Annotated in this window: 14 protein-coding genes; 9 read left to right on the forward strand and 5 right to left on the reverse strand. The window is 64.7% G+C overall.

What is annotated here, in order from left to right:
• The first annotated feature begins 107 nt into the window (after positions 1-107).
• Positions 108-407 (forward strand): hypothetical protein, encoded by a 300-nt coding sequence (locus tag QEZ54_RS20395; RefSeq protein WP_281306263.1) that lies wholly within the window; start codon positions 108-110, stop codon positions 405-407.
• A complete protein-coding gene (locus QEZ54_RS20400; protein ID WP_281306264.1) occupies positions 404-730 on the forward strand; it encodes an NUDIX hydrolase in 327 nt (108 codons plus the stop codon). The genes QEZ54_RS20395 and QEZ54_RS20400 overlap by 4 nt, the downstream gene beginning before the upstream one ends.
• 351 nt (positions 731-1,081) lie before the next feature.
• On the opposite strand, the gene QEZ54_RS20405 is transcribed toward QEZ54_RS20400, so the two are convergent.
• From QEZ54_RS20405 to QEZ54_RS20415, 3 genes are all read right to left on the reverse strand, one after another.
• Positions 1,082-2,575, reverse strand: a complete 1,494-nt coding sequence (locus QEZ54_RS20405) for a restriction endonuclease (protein WP_281306265.1) — start codon at positions 2,573-2,575, stop codon at positions 1,082-1,084.
• Positions 2,576-2,664: 89 nt separating this feature from the next.
• Positions 2,665-5,904 carry a DUF87 domain-containing protein gene (locus QEZ54_RS20410; protein WP_281306266.1) on the reverse strand — a complete coding sequence of 1,080 codons (3,240 nt, stop codon included), beginning with the start codon at positions 5,902-5,904 and terminating at the stop codon, positions 2,665-2,667.
• A complete protein-coding gene (locus QEZ54_RS20415) occupies positions 5,904-6,530 on the reverse strand; it encodes a hypothetical protein (protein ID WP_281306267.1) in 627 nt (208 codons plus the stop codon). Before QEZ54_RS20415 ends, QEZ54_RS20410 begins: the two co-directional genes overlap by 1 nt.
• 660 nt (positions 6,531-7,190) lie before the next feature.
• On the opposite strand from QEZ54_RS20415, the gene QEZ54_RS20420 reads away from it, so the two are divergent.
• The 6 genes from QEZ54_RS20420 to QEZ54_RS20445 all read left to right on the forward strand — a co-directional run bounded on the left by QEZ54_RS20420 (position 7,191) and on the right by QEZ54_RS20445 (position 14,863).
• Positions 7,191-7,862: an Abi family protein gene (locus tag QEZ54_RS20420; RefSeq protein ID WP_281306268.1), complete on the forward strand. Its 672-nt coding sequence runs from the start codon at positions 7,191-7,193 to the stop codon at positions 7,860-7,862.
• A gap of 31 nt (positions 7,863-7,893) precedes the next feature.
• Positions 7,894-9,177 (forward strand): DUF3696 domain-containing protein, encoded by a 1,284-nt coding sequence (locus tag QEZ54_RS20425; protein ID WP_281306269.1) that lies wholly within the window; start codon positions 7,894-7,896, stop codon positions 9,175-9,177.
• On the forward strand, positions 9,167-10,096 hold the full coding sequence (locus QEZ54_RS20430; protein WP_281306270.1) for a hypothetical protein: 930 nt from the start codon (positions 9,167-9,169) through the stop codon (positions 10,094-10,096). Before QEZ54_RS20425 ends, QEZ54_RS20430 begins: the two co-directional genes overlap by 11 nt.
• Positions 10,097-10,104: 8 nt before the next feature.
• Positions 10,105-11,748, forward strand: a complete 1,644-nt coding sequence (locus tag QEZ54_RS20435; protein WP_281306271.1) for a DUF262 domain-containing protein — start codon at positions 10,105-10,107, stop codon at positions 11,746-11,748.
• A gap of 261 nt (positions 11,749-12,009) precedes the next feature.
• Complete coding sequence (locus tag QEZ54_RS20440; RefSeq protein ID WP_281306272.1) at positions 12,010-14,409, forward strand: hypothetical protein; 2,400 nt, start codon at positions 12,010-12,012, stop codon at positions 14,407-14,409.
• Between the two features lies 1 nt (position 14,410).
• Complete coding sequence (locus QEZ54_RS20445; protein ID WP_281306273.1) at positions 14,411-14,863, forward strand: hypothetical protein; 453 nt, start codon at positions 14,411-14,413, stop codon at positions 14,861-14,863.
• Between the two features lie 126 nt (positions 14,864-14,989).
• Here the strand turns inward: QEZ54_RS20445 and QEZ54_RS20450 are convergent, their stop codons facing one another.
• Positions 14,990-15,523 (reverse strand): GNAT family N-acetyltransferase, encoded by a 534-nt coding sequence (locus QEZ54_RS20450; protein WP_281306274.1) that lies wholly within the window; start codon positions 15,521-15,523, stop codon positions 14,990-14,992.
• Positions 15,520-15,927, reverse strand: a complete 408-nt coding sequence (locus QEZ54_RS20455; RefSeq protein ID WP_281306275.1) for a hypothetical protein — start codon at positions 15,925-15,927, stop codon at positions 15,520-15,522. The genes QEZ54_RS20450 and QEZ54_RS20455 overlap by 4 nt, the downstream gene beginning before the upstream one ends.
• A 209-nt stretch (positions 15,928-16,136) precedes the next feature.
• On the opposite strand from QEZ54_RS20455, the gene QEZ54_RS20460 reads away from it, so the two are divergent.
• A complete protein-coding gene (locus QEZ54_RS20460; protein ID WP_281306276.1) occupies positions 16,137-16,481 on the forward strand; it encodes a hypothetical protein in 345 nt (114 codons plus the stop codon).
• Positions 16,482-16,548: the final 67 nt, after the last annotated feature.

The following is a 16,548-nucleotide window of genomic DNA, read 5'->3' on the forward strand; positions in this document are numbered from 1 at the left end:
CCCGAAGCGGCTACACCGACGCCACCCGATTCTTCCCCAATGCCCTAGTCAACCAGGGCAGAGCCCGTGCCCTGTTCCTCGGGCTTGCCGCGACCGACGACGAACCGATGACCCCGCGCGAGGAACGAGGCTACGGCGACCTCAGCCTGTCCAGCGTGCGCGGCAACGTCTGGCGAATCGCCGTCGCTCCGACCGAGGTCGGCCCCGTGCACCGCATCGGCGGCAAGAACACCGCCCAGGCTGTCCCTGCTCTGCTCGTCGAGGAACTCGACCCACAGCACCTGCGCCCCGTCAGCCGCGTCACCGGCCAGCCGCTCCGCCGCTACGTGCTCGACGGTGCCGAAACTGAGAAAATGCCCCTGACCTCAGCAAACCAGCTCTACACCTACCCGGGAGTGCCAGGATGAACACGCCCTTCGAGAAGATCAAGCTCCGCACCGCCGCCGCTGTGTTCTGCGAGGGCTACGTTGCCCTCATCCACCGAGAGAAAGACGGCATCGACCAATACACGCTGCCCGGCGGCAACGTCGAGACCGGAGAGTCGCTGCACGACGCGCTGCAGCGCGAACTGGCCGAGGAACTGCGCCTCGACCTCGACGACGAGTACCCACTGCACTTCATCGCCGTGCAAGAACAGATGGTCAGCCGTCAGTCAAGGGGTCCACCAGCGGTGTACTTGCCCTCGGCCGACGACCCTGAATCAGAAAAAGAGGGTTTCCGTGGTCTGTGACCTGCGGAAACCCTCTCGCTGTCGGGCTGGCCGGATTCGAACCGACGACCCCTTGACCCCCAGGGTTCAAGTAAAGGGTCAGCGGTGTACTAGGCATCGTTTGCCAAGGTCACCAGAAGTATAAAGTGCCCCAGTCAAGGGGTCTGTGATCACACCACTTCTGCGCTGCGTTAACCCAGCCCAACGCATGCCCAGGTCGCAATATCACTCCGAAGTCCTCCAATCGGAATTCACTCAACCGGACTACTGGAATGGCTTCGGGGCCGCCACTCCCAGTGAGGAACGGTCGGCGCCGAAGGCCCGATCCAGCTGGGCTCCGCGTCGTCACAGCCACCCGCCGACCGGCAACGCCTACGCGAGGTCCGAGTCCGACCACCCAGAAGGTCTGGCCGGAAGGCTGATTAACACATCGATGTTGAGGTGCTGCTTGAGCAGACTCTTCAGGTGTCGGCCCTCAATGATCTCGATACGTCCATTGGTGGCTGCGAAGTCACGGCTCGCCTTGCCGACCCACGATGTGGTAACCAGTACCCCTTTCGCCGCCCGCTTGTGCTCCATGACTCCCGCAAGAGCGTGCACCGACTCCACCGTGACGAGCTTGCTCCAGCGTTTGGCTTGGATGATGCACAGGCCGCCGACGATCGGATCCTCGTTGACCGCCACGGCATCGACGCCTTCGTCTTTCGACGCCTGCGTCACCCACGATTTCATACCGATCTTCTCGAACAGCTGCCGGATAAGGTGCTCGAACTCGACGGGTTTGAGGTGGAGCAGGTCCGGTCGGCTGTCCAGGCTGGCGACGACATCCATCTCATCGACGAACTTGTACCTCAACAGGTCGAAGGAGACTACTGGACGGACCGGCTCAAGGTCGTACGGGTGCGGCGAGACGATGGCGTTGAGGTGCTGACGTAGGCACAGGACCGGGTCCAACTGCGGCTCGTCCAACTGGACCAATGCGAACTTCTCGCGGTCAGCGTTGATGCTGATCAGTAGCGGCCGGACGTCCTGACCTGTCGCCTTGTCCTTGGTCGCGACGTACCCGTTGAATACGATACCGGTCACGGCATCCGGTGGCGTCGCGGCGAACGCTTCCGCAAGGGTCCGCAGGGTCAGCCGGGCCAGCAGGTCACCATAAAGCTTCTTGGCCTCGGGTTCCTTGCGCGGCACAGGCTGCATGCCTTTCGCCTTGCTGAAGCGGTAGCCCGTCACCACAGGCACGACGGCCTGTGGCGGGAACTCGTACTCCACGAGCAGCTCTCCGGGGTTCGGCTCGTACCGAGCAGCCACCCGGCCGCTCATGCCCTCGGGATAACGCGAACGCGCAAGCACTCGCTGCAGACGCTCGACCAGTGCCTGCGCCCCGCCGTGCCGCAAAGCCCCCTCAAGTTCGAGTGTGGCAGCAGCGGCTGAGCGGTTTCGATCGAACAGCAGTCTTGCGAACGCATCCAGCTTCGCCGCGACAGCAGCGGTGCGGAACTGCGCTTCGGAGACCTTCCGCTCGTTCTCAGCGGCTTCGGCCGAGCGCCTCAGTGTGGCAGCTTGCTGGGTACGGTTGCGTTCGTCTGCCTCCTGGCGACGCCGATCAGCACGCTGTCGCTGCTCGGCTGCTCTGGTCGCCTGCTCCGCGAGACGCACAGCTTTGTTCTGCTCGCGTAACCGCTGAGCCTCGGCCCGCTTGGCGTCCGATTCTGCTTGCTTGGCTCTGCGATGATGTTCCGCGGCGGCACTGCGCTCCTCCGCCATCGCAAGTTGATGCAGCCGCCGCAGTTCGGCTTCTTCACGCCTTCTTGCCTGCGCCCGTGCGTCGAGGATCTGCCTGATCAAGCCCTTCGGCCGCGCCACACTTCCTCCATTTGTACGACTTGCTCATGACGTTGTCGGAGTGTTCCTCCAAGCCGCGCCCCACTGCCGTGTCACGCGTCTCCGCCCAATCAGCTCCTTGCTCGCTCCAATACCTCCTCCGTCGTGAGTGCGCTGCTTGGGTGGTGGCTCAGGCACATCGGAGCGGCCAGCTTCTGAAACGGCATCCCCTCCCCTGCCGCATAGAACTGGCCGGCAGACAGCCGGGAGATGTCGAGCACATCGCCCGCCTTGGCCTGCGCCATCTCCTTAGCCGCGATGATCTGGACCGGGCTGTTTAGAAACCCGAATAACTGAGTCGCCGCATTGCCGACGATCCGGTTGTGGATCCCGCGTGGCGCCTGAGTGGCAAAGACGAGGCCGAGGCCATACTTACGGGCCTGGCTGGCCAGTGCCAGCGTGCTTTCGGTGCAGGCGGTCATAGCGCCTGACGGCGCCAGGGTCTGCGCCTCGTCCATCACGAACAGCCCGCTCAGCGGCCGGTCTCCCGCCGGGTTCTGCTTAATCCAGGCGAACAGTGCCATCTGCAACTGGTTCACAAAACTCTGCCGCTGCTCGTTGCTCGGCAAGCCCACCATGCTGATCACTGAGATCCGGGCGCGCTTGCCCGGTGGTGGCGTCATCAGCACCCCTGGATCCAGCGGCACCCCCGACCCACCGAACAGCGGATCATTGATCATTGCGGCTGTCAGCGTCTGCGACATCTCATAAGCGAGATCAGCGGCCTTACCGAGCGACGTAACCTCTGCTGGCAGCTCGGCCAGCAGGTCGATCAGTCCGGTCAGCCCTGACGCGCCCCGACGCGCGCAATAGGCGAGCGCTTCCCTGAGCACTGCCCTGCCTCGGTCCGTCTTAGCGGTGCCACCGTCCATCCGTGCCCGGGGTGCCAACGCGGCGACAGCAGAATCCAGGGCAAGCCCAAATTCGTCAGGATCATCGAGTACGGCGCTGAAGTCCGGCAGCGGCTGCAGGCTCAGCGGACGACCAGACTCTCGCCTCGGCGTCCAGACCACGACATCGGTGCTTTCGAAATACTCCCTGGCCCGGTCGGCGTCACCGCTACGCCATGTCTCCGGCTGCTTCGGCCACGGATCACCCAGCCGGGCCAGGTCGTTGTTGGGATCGAGTGCGATGGTGGAGATACCGCGCAGGGCGCACTCCTCGATCAGCCGTCTGATCAGCACCGTCTTGCCCGAACCCGAACCAGCGAAGATGGCAGTGTGCTTCCTCAGCGCGATGAGCGGAATCGTGACCGAGGCACCGACCCCCAGTGCCTCGCCCAACGTCAGCGCCAACGCCGAATCGCGCGGCCCGGCCACATCCGGACGCTCCGGATCGCCGCCGAAATCTGCACCGCCGGCGGCCGGCGCATCGGCGGCGGTCAGTGCAGCAGCGGTATGACTCGGCCACGTGCCCGTGCTGGTCGTTCGAGCAGGTCCACTATCCGGAGAACCGTCCGGTTCAGCGGACGCCGACCCAGCTCCAGGCTGTCGGCCAAAGACCTCCGTGAACAGGAGGGTGCCGCTGGCCGGCCGCCGATGCGCCAGCCACGCGTCCAGCTGTGGGTCCTTCTCCGCCATCATCGTCGCGAGCGCACTGAAGATCCGCAGGTCGCCTGGATCGGCTAGTTCCTGCCTGCCGCCCGCAGCCTTAAACTCCTGAAGCCTCTGGGCGGTGACCCGCCCGTTCGGCCATGCCACGTTGCGCAGAATGAATGCTTTACGGTCGGGTGCGGCCGGGTCGAGGGCGGCGTGCTCCTTGATCCGTTCGATCCGGGACAGCACTGCCAGAGCGTTGGTTCGCGCCAGACTCCGGAAGAACCACAGCCGGTAGTTCGCCGTATCGGCGTCGATCGTCTCCCGCAGAGTCGCGTGGACTGATCTGCCACCCGCACCGGACATGACGGCGTAACGTCCGCGGTTCGGACCCTGCTCCCGCGTCCACGCTTCCAGCCCCGCCACCAGCAGAGCCGGCATCTCGGTGTCCTCGTGCTCTTCCAACAGGGCACGCATTACGTCGGTCTCCGAACTCAGCTTGGCAAGCTGCGAATCGAACTCCGCCATCTTCGCTTCGGAGATCACCGGTTCAACCGAGACAGCAACCGGCGCAGCGAGTTGCCGCCCGAAATCGGTCAGCGGCACCACCTCGTTCCGCCGCAGACACCGGTCGACGTGGTCGTCGATCCGCTGGAAGAGTGAACGGGGGGTGTAGTCCGGCGCATCGTTGAATGCAGCCGGATCAACCGGCCAGGTGGGGTGTGGCGCGGCAAAGCCGAGCGCCGAGAACCGCGGTGTGAACCGTGCTACCACCAGCTCGATCCCGACCTGGGCCGACGGGATTCGAGCCAGGCGGGATGCCTGCCGGAAGCGATCGGGGATCGATTCCAGTGCGTGGGTGCGGATGAGCTGCCACGTTGTGGCGAGGCAGGCAACCACCGTGACCGTACGGAACAGCACCTCACGTGCTTCCATCAGGCCGTGGCCAATCTCCTCGGCGAGCTGCTTCGTCGCTGGCTGAGCGGTGTAACCGGATCCCGCATGTGAGACGGTTGAATTGGAGATGTGGGCGAATGCCGTGTCGATCTGATCAACGGCGAGCAGGCTCGGCCCCGTCAGTGCCATCAGACGTGATATCTCGCCAACCGTCTCGTGGGACGGATTCGCCTGCGACGGCAGACCCCACAGTGCCCACTCCTCCGCCGCCCCATCAGATCGCGACGTCAGGAACGCTTCTCCGATGTCCTTCAGGGCATCGTCATCGGCGTTCAGGAGCACGAGCGCTCGCAGGGTGTCGCGGCTCTCCCTGCCGAGTGATCGTTCTACCTGGCGAACCAGTCGGACGAACTCGTCAAGCCCTTCGCGGGTCAACAGTCGCCGACCCGCCACCTGGTCACGGAGGTTTTCTGGGACCGAGGCGTGATCTGACAGCCCGTCCAAGAGCATGGTGAGTTGATCGCGATGCTTGATCGCAGGTCTAGACAGCCCGTCAAGGTAGGTTTGCGCCATCGTGTGCCAGAAGTCACGTCCCCGCGGCAGGCCCAGCAGAAAGAAGTAGCCGCCTTGCTGCTGAACCTGCTCACGAGTCCAGCTCAGCAGGTGAGTCTTTCCAGACCCGTGCTGCCCTTCCACGACCAGCCCGAGGGGGCTCGGCCCTGAGCTCTCAATCGCCTTACCGAAAACATCGAGGATGGACCGGGCGATGCCGATGTTCATCCCGTCCACATGCGCTTCCGGTGGGCTCCAGACGTCCTCTCGCGTCGGAGACCAGTCGAACCTCAGCGCCGCGAGTGCCCTTCGCTCGTCCTCGTTCATCAGCGGACGACCGTAAGCAGGTGTTTGTCCTCACCACCGATGTTGATCGCCGCCTCGATGGCCTCCGGCGGCAACGCCTTGCGGTTCGGGTCAGGATCGAGCTGGATGATCCGCCCGCGATCCATCGCTTTGAGCACCCGGTCGAGATCGGCTCGTGGAACGTCCGCCATCTTGCCACGGAGCCTGGCCAGGCTCACCAGATCACCCGGACGTGGGGCCAGTTCGTCGTAGACAGCAAGAACTCTGCTCTCGACGATGGCGGTCTGGTCATCCATGTCGATGTGGGCCTCAGGTTCCCAGCTCTGAGCGGTGGAGGTCGCTGGGGTGCCGAAGACATGTGCCATCTCAAGCTTCTTCTCGGTCATCAGCCGGTCCAGGACGTTGAGCGCTCCGTACAGCAGGCGTCCCCAGGCGGGCCCGGCGTTCGCGGTGAACTTCGGTGCCATGGCCGCCAGCTCCGCCCGTGCCCGCTCCCAGCCCTGCTTGGTCAGCTCGTGGATGGTCGCGCGATTCGGTCCCTTCTCGGTGCGGATCAAGTCCGCCATTTCCAGTGCCTCTCGCGGAGCCTTCGCGATCCTGAGTCCGAACAGATCGTGGATCTCGCTATTGGTGGACTTCTCACCCACGAGGGCCAATGCGATGAGGGCCTGCCGGGCCGGAGTGCTGAGAGGAGTGTCTGACATAGCCGATTCTCCGAGGGTGGGAGTGTCAAAGGGTGGTGACGGGCGCCGAGTCAACACGTCAGCTAGCCGCCGCGAAACGTAATCATCACCGCGTACCTGCGAGTACGGGAGTCGATGAACGTTTCTTTCTGCCCGCAATCGTGTCCGGTACACGACACCTGGAGCCACTGGCGGCGACCGCCCCTGCGATCTTCTGGGAGTGCCGGAACAGGGATGACCGCCCCGCTGAACGAGGTCAGACTAGCGTTGAGGTTCATCCACACCGAGGGCTCCATCTAGTTCTGGCGAGCGCAAAGCCCTTGAACATACCAGTGACAGCACGACACGGTATGTCAGATCATGGACAATTTCCATCCAAGGGTCATTCTTTGCCGATTCAGCAGGGCCTGTTGACGTAACCCGCGCGCATCGGTCAGATTGATTGCTCGGCACCGCGCCGGCCGCTGCGACCCCACTGCAGTGGCCGCACGATGCTGCTCGAAATCCGCTTCGACGATGTCGAAGGTGCCTGGAAATGAATGAGGCCCCGGCGACATAACCGCGAGGGTCATCGGTCGGTCCGGGGCTTTCAACCAACCATAACAGAGCTCTGGGGAGGGCGCAATGCAAGCCGCATCGGACCACTGGTACGAGGAATACCTGGGCCGGGAACGCTTCGCCAGCTTTCTGGAGGCAGCCGACGGAGATCGGTCGCAGGCAGTGGCGCTGGTCGAGTGGGATCGCGACATGCGCGGAGAACTGCAGAAGGGCCTGGGTGAGTGGGAGATCGCCCTACGCAACGCCTACGACGCGGTCATCAGTTCCTGGTGGCAGGGCGATCAGCACTGGCTACTCGACCCTCAGAGCCCCGTCAGGAGACCGATCCTCCGCGACGGCGTGGACATCAACGCGAAAACCCGGCACGCCATCGCCAAAGCAGTCCGATACGCCCGAGGCGACACCTCGGCGGGGCAGCTCATCGCGAATCTCACACTCGATTTCTGGCGCTATCTGACTGTGACGTCCCGCGAGAAGTCACTATGGGTCCCCGCCCTTCATCGCGCTTATAACCAAGGTGCGTCGAGGCAGAAGATCGATCACGAGGTGAACATGCTTTATCGGCTGCGCAATCGAGTCGCCCATCACGAACCTATCATTCGTCAGCCTGCCCAGAGACTCGCTGTCCGTCTGTTTCTGAGCTGCGAGGAGATCCGGCCGGAACTGGGAGACGAGATGTTACGCCGGCACACGATAGTCGCCCTGTGGGAAAAGCGGCCGGTGCCATGGAAAGAGTGACCTCCCCGACGCAAAGCGATAGGAACGCCGTATGCTGACGAAGCTGGCATTCAGCAACTTCCGCTGCTTCAAGGATAGCCAGACTCTCGACCTGAAGCCGGTCACGGTGGTGTTGGGGAAGAACAATTCGGGAAAGAGTGCCTTCACTCGGGCCCCTATGGTCTTCGGCACCGGATTCAGCGAGGGATCGACAACACTGCAGCGCGCACCACTGGACCTCGATCGCCTCGGTCCGGACAGTGTCGGCTCGTTCACCGATCTCGTCTACAGACACAGCCCACACGGACGGATCTCCGTCGAGTTCGAGTTCGACGACCGCCTGGTCCGCTCCGCGACGGCGCAGATTCAGAACATCGACGGCGAGCGGTTGCAGATCGTGTCCAGATTCGAGGTGGTGCTGAAAGAGGGCACACTTTCACTGGAGTGGACGCAAGAGAAGAACTTCTACCGGCAGCGCTGGCTCGGTGCCGACGGCCAGGACCATGTGCTGCTCGGGCCGGTGAGGTTCGACGGACTGGCACCGCAAAAATTCCCTGAATTCGTCCACAGGAGCTACCCGACAGCTGCGGTCCAGTTGGCTCAGGCGTGCGCATCCGCGTTCGGCAGGATCGGTTATCTGTCGCCCTTCCGGGACCGGCCGAAGCGGGAGCACTATCTGCCGGTCGGCGAGCCAGTGAGCCTCGGCGACGGAGGACAGCACCTGTCCGCCGTCCTGGCCAACGACGAGGTGCGGGGCGAAGGGCGGGTCCGGCGCCGGATCAACGAACTCCTCCAGGAGGTCCTGCCCGACTGGCAGTTGGACGAGGTGCCGGACGGCCGGCTGTACGCCACGGTCTTACGGTCGCGTCGTGACTCACATCTGAGCGTCAACGTGGCCGACGCCGGCTCCGGGGTGACCCAGATCCTGCCCATCTTAGCTCAGCAGGCAATCGACGAACTTACCGCCGGCCGCTCCTCGGGCTTGCAGATCGTCGAGGAGCCGGAGCTTCATCTGCATCCCGCCGCCCACGCCCAGCTGGCCGATCTCTACCTTCGCGCGGCGAAGAAGACCGGCAAACGGTTTCTCATCGAGACCCACAGCGAAGCCCTGCTGCTGCGTCTGCGACGCCGCATCGCCGAGAACCTCGTGACGCCGGCCGATGTGGGGATCTACTTCGTGCACCACGACGGTCGCGCCGCACACGCGGAGGAGATCGCCGTCGACGAGGCCGGACGCCTGAGTTCGTGGCCGGACGGGGTGTTCACCGAAGACTTCGACGAGGTGCGGGCACTCACCGCCGCCCAGCTGAGAAGGGCGCACGCCGATGCTGCTTGAGATCGAAGACGGAGTCTTCTCCGATCAAGTCGCCGACGTCATGACCGTGCTCAAGCTGCTCGAGTTCACGATGGAGCGTCGGCACGACTGGCTGCCGGAGCCCTCCACGGCAGAGACTGCCCGTAGGTACCTCGAGGCCAAGGCTCCGGGGTTGGCCAGTTGGAGCGAGTACCTCTTCACCGCGGCCACCGCCTCCGCTTGGACGAGCACCGACCGGCTGTCCGAGAACGCCTCACCGCCGGTGACGGTCACCGCCGCCAATGTCGCGGACCTCGTCGGGGATCTGGGACTGCCAGCCGTCATCATCGTCGAGAACGCCCGCAACGACGGCAGCCTGCTGAAGGCGGTGTTCGGCGCGTACGACCGCCAGTTGCTCGAAGCGCTCGAGAAGCACTGGCTGAGGATCGACCACTCGGGCGGAGGCGGAGACCAACCCTGGCTGGCCGACGAGGCGGCCAAGCGGTTTCAGCACGTATGCCGAGTCATGGTGCTCAAGGACAACGACAAACGGCTGCCGCAGCAGGCGACCACCCCCGCGGAGCTGGCGAGCCGAGCGGCGAAGGAGCCGTTGATCCACATCTGGTGGCGGCACGAGGTCGAGAACTACCTGCCCGATGCCGTCCTGGAGCTGTCCCCCCATGAGCACGCCGACCAGCTGCTCAGGCACCTTCGCTCGCTGCCGACGGAGCAACAGGGCTGGATCGACATGAAATACGGCCTGGCGAAGAGTCCCAAGTCGATCTCCGATGCCTTCAGCCCCGAAGGTCGTCGGATCTGGGACTCGGGATACCGCAAGCAGCTGCCGAAGCCGCTGGTTCCCGACGACCTCACGCTCACCCTCGACGACTTCCGCGCCCTCGGCGAAGAGGTGCACGACGAGCTGCTGCACCTGCTGGATAAGATCAAACGAGTGCTTTGAGGAAGATCATGGTTAACGCGAACATCACGATGTCCGTACGTCCTGAGATCGTCATGATGGACGAGTTGCTGGAGCGGGTCGCCAACGGAAAACTGCGGGTCCCTGTCTTCAACAGGCCCTTCGTATGGCGGCCGGAGCAGATGCTGGAGCTGTTCGACAGCATCGAGCGCGGGTACCCAGTCGGCAGCCTGCTCGTTTGGCAGACCGACGAACCCGTGCAAAGCCTCGACCAGATCGGCGACATACCGATCCCATCCCCGGAGCCTGGCGCGAGCGTCTCCTACATCCTCGACGGCCACCAGCGGATCTCCACCCTGTTCGGCTGCCTCTACCGCGCAAGCGACGCACCGCGCGGCGACGACCCTAAGGACTGGCGCTGGTGGGTTTACCGGGACCTACGCGCAGGCGACAAGGCATCGGCGTACCGCCATTTTCCCAAGCCCGACCAGGCGCCAGCACACTACCTCCCGCTACGGTCAGTACTGAGGACACTGGACTTCCTGGCTTTCTCCCGGGAGATGGTCGATCGCGAGGGCTTGGACAATGCCCAACACCTCGTCGAGCAGGCTGAGCTGATCACTCAGCGGGTCAAGTCATACAAGATCGCTCTGAGTCACCTCATCGGCGGGGATCTCAACCAGGCTGTCGAGGTCTTCGCCCGGGTCAACCAGGCAGGTCAGAAGATCACTTCGGATCAGATGGTCTCAGCGCTGACCTTCCGGGAGAGCGGCCAGGTGACACTGGCCGAGCGCATCGACACCATCGTCTCGCAGATCGCCGACACCGGGTTCGGCGAGCCGCGGCGGGAGACCGTGTTCCGCACGGTGCTCGCGATCGCCGGCGAGCAGGATGTGATGGCCCCTGATTGGAACGCGGTCGTACGGCGGGTTGATGGTCGGGTGGCCACCGCGACAGAGGAGACCGCACACGCAATGACGGCGGCCGCAGCCTTCTTGCAGCATGAGGCCAAGGTGCCGCTGTTCAAGTACCTGCCCTACGCCCATCAGCTCATGCTCCTCACTGTCTTCTTCCACCACCAACCGAACGCGACGCGAACCCAACTAGCCGCACTCCGGAGCTGGTTCTGGAAGACGTCCTGGACGGAGGCGTTCGCCAGCGCCAACTCCACTGCGGTGCGCAGAGCGCTGGACGAGATGATCGCCTTCGCCAACGGGCACGGCACTTTGACGCTGAAGAAGGACCTGGTCGAGCCGATCCCGGAGAAGTTCAACCTGAACAGTGCTCGCACCCGCGCCTATCTGATCTGGGAACTGGCCGAGTTCCCCGCCCGACGAAACGCCGCGAACGAGCCGATCGACACGGCGAGCCTGCTGGCGACCAGCGACTCGACCTTGTTCCGTCAGGTGATCGAGCGGGACTACCGGCCCGCGAACCGGATCATCCTACCGACACGAAACGGCACCTCGGTCCGGTCAGCGCTGACCAACCTGGCATCTGCGGATCGCAACGAGGTCCTCGCCAGCCACGGTATCCCCCAAGTGGCGTGGGAAAGCCTCAGCAACGGCGATGGCAATGGCTTCGTCGCGCACCGGACGGCACACCTCGCGCAGCGTCTGGTGCCGTTCGTGGCCGGGCTGGAGCTGACGACCTCCACCCGCCTCATCGGCCCGGCGGAGGCAGACACCGAGTAGGCCCTTGCTCAGGGTCATCAGGCGTTCCGCGCGGGCCGGCGGACAAGGGGCTCGTCCTCGCCTCTTCGGCTGCGTGAACGTTCACCTCCAGCGCACCACCCATTCGAGTGAACCCGGGTGCGAAACAGTTTTACGACCCGGGACCGGCTCAGCTATGTTGTCCGGCTCGCTGCTGGGCCGCTCGCCGGTCCATACGCTCACCCCGGCACGAGGCATCGCGGCGACTGTCCACCGGCCATCCCCACACCTGGAAGGACCCACGTGGACGCCACAGCCACGCCGCGCGACGTGCTACTCACCTGGCAGGACATCGCCGACGCCGCGACAGGGCTCGAACCCGCCATGCGCGAGCTACTGCTCGAGATCGTACGAGAGAAGGGGATTACTCTCGCCACCAGCGTCATCACAGCGGAGGGACCGTGGTACGTCAGGTCGGTCCGGGTGCGTGGGCACATCGGCGTCGGACAGCAGCCCGTCGAGTTGAGCTTCACCCCCGCCCCCGGGCTCACTCTCATCACGGCGCGCAACGGAACTGGCAAGACCAGCGTCGCTGACGGACTCCGGCACAATCTCAGCGGTGGTTCGCAGCGTGCCTACCAGGTCCTCGCTGACAACGTCCACTGCGGCGACCGCGAGATCCTTGTGACGGTCACCAACGGCCACCGCGACGTCGAGATCGTGTGCGGATCGGACAAGGTCGTATCGTGGCGCGATTCGGCGGGCATGTCCGCCACTCCCCCCGTTGAGTGGGCTGAAGCGTTCGCCCGCTACATGCCGGTCCTGCTATACCCAGAGGTCTCCCAGGTCATCCAGGATCCGGGCAACCTTCACTCGTTCCTGAAGGACGCGCTCGAACTCGGCGCATTGGAAGAGCTTCAGGCCAGACTGAAACCCGTCAGGGAAGCCGGCATGGCAGCTAGGCGTGAGCTAGATCGAACGTTCAGCACGGCGGTCAACTCCGTGCACCGCAGCGGCCGCCCAGACCTCGAGTCGCTCCTACGCTCTTGTGGATCCGCCGCCGATCCGGACACGGTGCAGCACATCCGAGCGCTCGTCGGCGACCTGGCGGACACGGCCCCACCTCCGCCGAGCCTGCCCGAGCTTTGGCAGGACGACAGCGTCCGACGGAGCGGCGCCGTCTCCGCGCTCCAGCGCCTCGCTGGTGCCCGAGCTGCCAGTTTGCCTGGCGCGGCAGCGGTCCGCGACGCTCTTGCCAGGCTGCTCGACCACGATAACCCGCTGCTGACCCGCAACCGTGAGCACGATGTCTGCCCCCTGTGCCAGGCTGGAGGTCGCGGCTGGGTGGAGATCGCGACTAGCACCAGGATCCGCCTCGACGAGACGACCGACGCCATAGGGGTGGCCGAAACAGCAGCCGCCAAGGCGTTGGCGAACCTCACCTCGTGCCTGCCGCCGGCGCTTCCAGCATCCCTACGTGAAGCGTTGCACCGGCAGGCCGCCCCCGCGTACGAGCTGCGCATCAAGCAGTGGGACCGGCTCGCCCACATCGCCGCCGACCTGAGCCCGTACACGATGTCCGCCGAGACACTAACGATGGTCCTGGACGAGTGTGCCGATCTGGCGGTCTGGTATGCACCGATCCGCGAGCAGCTGTTCGCTGTGCGAGACGAAGCCATCGCTGCCCAGGCAACCATCAAGGCTCACATCGAGTTGTGGATCGAGACCTTGACCGGGACTCGGCCAGCGCTCGCGCGACTGGCAGTCGCTGAGCGGCTCAACCGCAGAGTGGACACCTGGCTGCGCACCTCACGGGAGGAGATCTTCGGGCCGATCGGCACCCAGGTCAAGCAGCTGTGGGCTGTGCTCAACTCCGATACCGACCTGAGGCTCATCGACATCGCGCTGACCGGCGGAACCCAGCGCCAGCGCAGCGTCGCACTGGCGCTGGCCGACGGTGATGTCGTGGTTCCGGCCGGCCGCAACAGCTCGGCCGTGCTGAGCACAGGCCAGCGCAACGCCCTGTCCCTCGCGACGTATCTCCCCCGAGCCACCCAGCCGGAGAGCCCGTTCGGATTCCTGATTCTCGACGACCCGATCCATGCGTTCGACACCTGGCGCGTACGCTACCTCGCCGCTCACCTGCTCGAACTCGCCACTCGTTTCCAAGTGGTCGTATTCACCCACGACGACCGACTCTGGCGGGAGTTCCGGGCGTTCGGCGCCCGGCCCACCCACATGCGCATGGATCGGCGCGGCGCACCGCAGCCGCAGGTTCGAATCTCACACGTCACCAGCCCGGGTGCGCACCTGCTCGACGACCTGCAGGAAATGCTGGACAAAGAGGCCAGGAAGCCTATCGGCACCCCGGAGGCCACTACGGCCATGACGCTGGCGCTGTGCCGTCAGGCCCTCGACACGGAGGTCGTGACCCAGATCGAGATCATGGCACGGCGCATCAAGCTTGCTGAGGCGAAGGTGGCCGAAGACCTCCGGGCGAAGCGAAAGACCCGTGAACAGCTGGGTCTTCTCAACGAGTACGCGCAACGCGCGGGCATCCAGCCGGTACCTACCCATCCCTATGACCAGACGATCCGGGCCCTCAACGGCGGGTCCCACGGCCGCGTGCCGAATGGTGACCTACAGCGGTGGGTGCGCGACACCCGCGAGATCATTCGCGTCGTCAACGGGATTGGTGGCTGACGTGGCAAAGTTCTCCGACGTCAGCATCACCGATCTCGAAACTGCGTACACGGCATGGCCAGGCAGCTCCGACGAGAAGGCGGCCCTGTGGGCGCTGATCCTGCGCGTGCGCATCGAACGCGCCGCAGCAGGGCTGCCGCGCTCAGTGATCGCCGCGCCGCCTGAGGGTTCGGTGGTCGAACGGCGCCTATACCTCAGCCTTGGCGATCCAGGGCTCGCACATACCGAGCAGACTCAGCGTCTCCGCCGAGTCTCGGCGGCCGTCGGGGTGTACAGCGCGATCTGCGAGCTGCTGCACGGCCGCAATCCGGACTCCCAACCGCCGCTGCAGGACATCGACGCGTGGACCATCGCGGTCAACGCTCTGGAGACCGAATTAGGCGTCGATCAACCCGTGGCGACAGCGGGCCGAGGCGGCGCCGACAGTGTCGGCGTGGGTGGCACGAGCACTTGACTCACATACCGGCGGTCGCCCGCTGGGGCTGCCTCTGGCGGACCGGCGGGCGACCTGGTCGGCGCGTTCGGGTATGGCGCGTCGGACCTGTCTTCGCAGCCTCACCAATATCGTGCGGACAACGTATCAGGGTAATGGCAGGTACATGATCTCCATGTGCGGTCGCGGGTTCTCCGGCGTTGGATAGCTGTCACCGGCCTTCTGCCACCCGGCCCGGCGATAGACGGCCATAGCGGGAGCGTGCGGCCGTGCCGGCAGCACCGCATACCGCTCTGGCCGGTCGGTGAGAACGCGGCGCATCAGCTCCTCGCCGATGCCGCGTCCTCGCCACGCCTGCAGAACCGCCCACTCGAGGATGAAGCAGCGGTCGACTCCCGCTAGGAAGTCCGGCGGAGGCGCCGCCGCCCGGCGGAACCACCTGCTGCCTTCCATGGTGATGGCGTACTCGAATCCGACCAGCTCCTGGCCGTGGCATGCCACCACGCATCTGAAACCAGGAAGGCTTGCGTGAGAAAGCAGATCATCGCCGAACGTCGCGATTTGCTCAGGGGTGTCGAAGTACGGCGGCTCGGTAAAGACGGACGCATACACGGCGACGATGGCGTCGCGGTTCTGGGCGACTGCCCATTGGTCGAGCGTTTCGTAGGTGATGGGGGTCATGGGGTCAGCTGCAGCCGTTCGCGCAGCGCGAGCGCCGCAGGTCGGTGCGTCTCGACCTGCGGCACGGTGTCCATTCCCCGGCGCGCGATGCTGAGCACCGAGCCGCTGCGGGCCGCTGGAAGGTGGTCGAGTACTCGATGTGCCTCATCGAGGCCCTCGGACACGCTGCCGTCGATGATCAGGCACCGCGCCTTGTGCAGCTCCACCTTGGCCCGATCCGGTGCCAGCGACGTCGAGCCATAGAGCGCCAGTGCCGTGTCCTGCGCCGAGTACGCGGCGGCGGTACGACCTATCGCCGTTAGGACGTAGCTCGTGGTGTGCCAGAGCCTGACCTCGGGCCAGCCGAACATCGTTGTCGAGTCGCGTGCCGTCGCGTCCGGCACCTGGTAACTGAGCTCGGCCACCCGCCGCTAGCAGCCGCGAAGTTAAGAGCTGGAGTGGCGCCCGCGAATACGTTTGGTCACCCAAAAGGGTGACGACCGTCTGCGTTCGAGGCGCGATTCGACGTGTAACAGCGCATTCAGGGCCCACGCACCTGGAGAAGACGACACGTCACCGCCGTGCCATGGGGTCACCGTCGCTGATTGTCAGATGGCTCACGGACACTGACGGCATGGCCGAAGGATTGCCGAACGACGTAGACGAGATCATTGATCTGATCGCCAGGTGGGCGGCGGGTTACAGCACCGGCTTGAAGTGGAACGAGGTGGCAAAGTTGAAGGCCGACATGATGAATGTGCCAAGCCGGTGGCGGAACGTCACCACCGCGTCACTGCGCACGAAGTGTCTGTCCGCGGGGCTTAGCGTCGATGACACCGAGATCATCGTCGAACTGCTCAGAAAACGTCAGGCAGGGCGTCGGCTCCGTCCGACGGCAGGTTACCGCGACTTCCGGTTCCAGCAGCTGCCAGTTGAGGGACCGACGGTCTGCATTGCTGTAGCAGCCGGGGATGTGTGAGCAACATGGTATGGACAAAGCCGTGCAGGACGTGCGGCGCTGATGCGCAGATCACCGTACAGCCGCC

Source organism: Catellatospora sp. KI3 (genome assembly GCF_029948125.1).
Lineage (GTDB): Bacteria > Actinomycetota > Actinomycetes > Mycobacteriales > Micromonosporaceae > Catellatospora.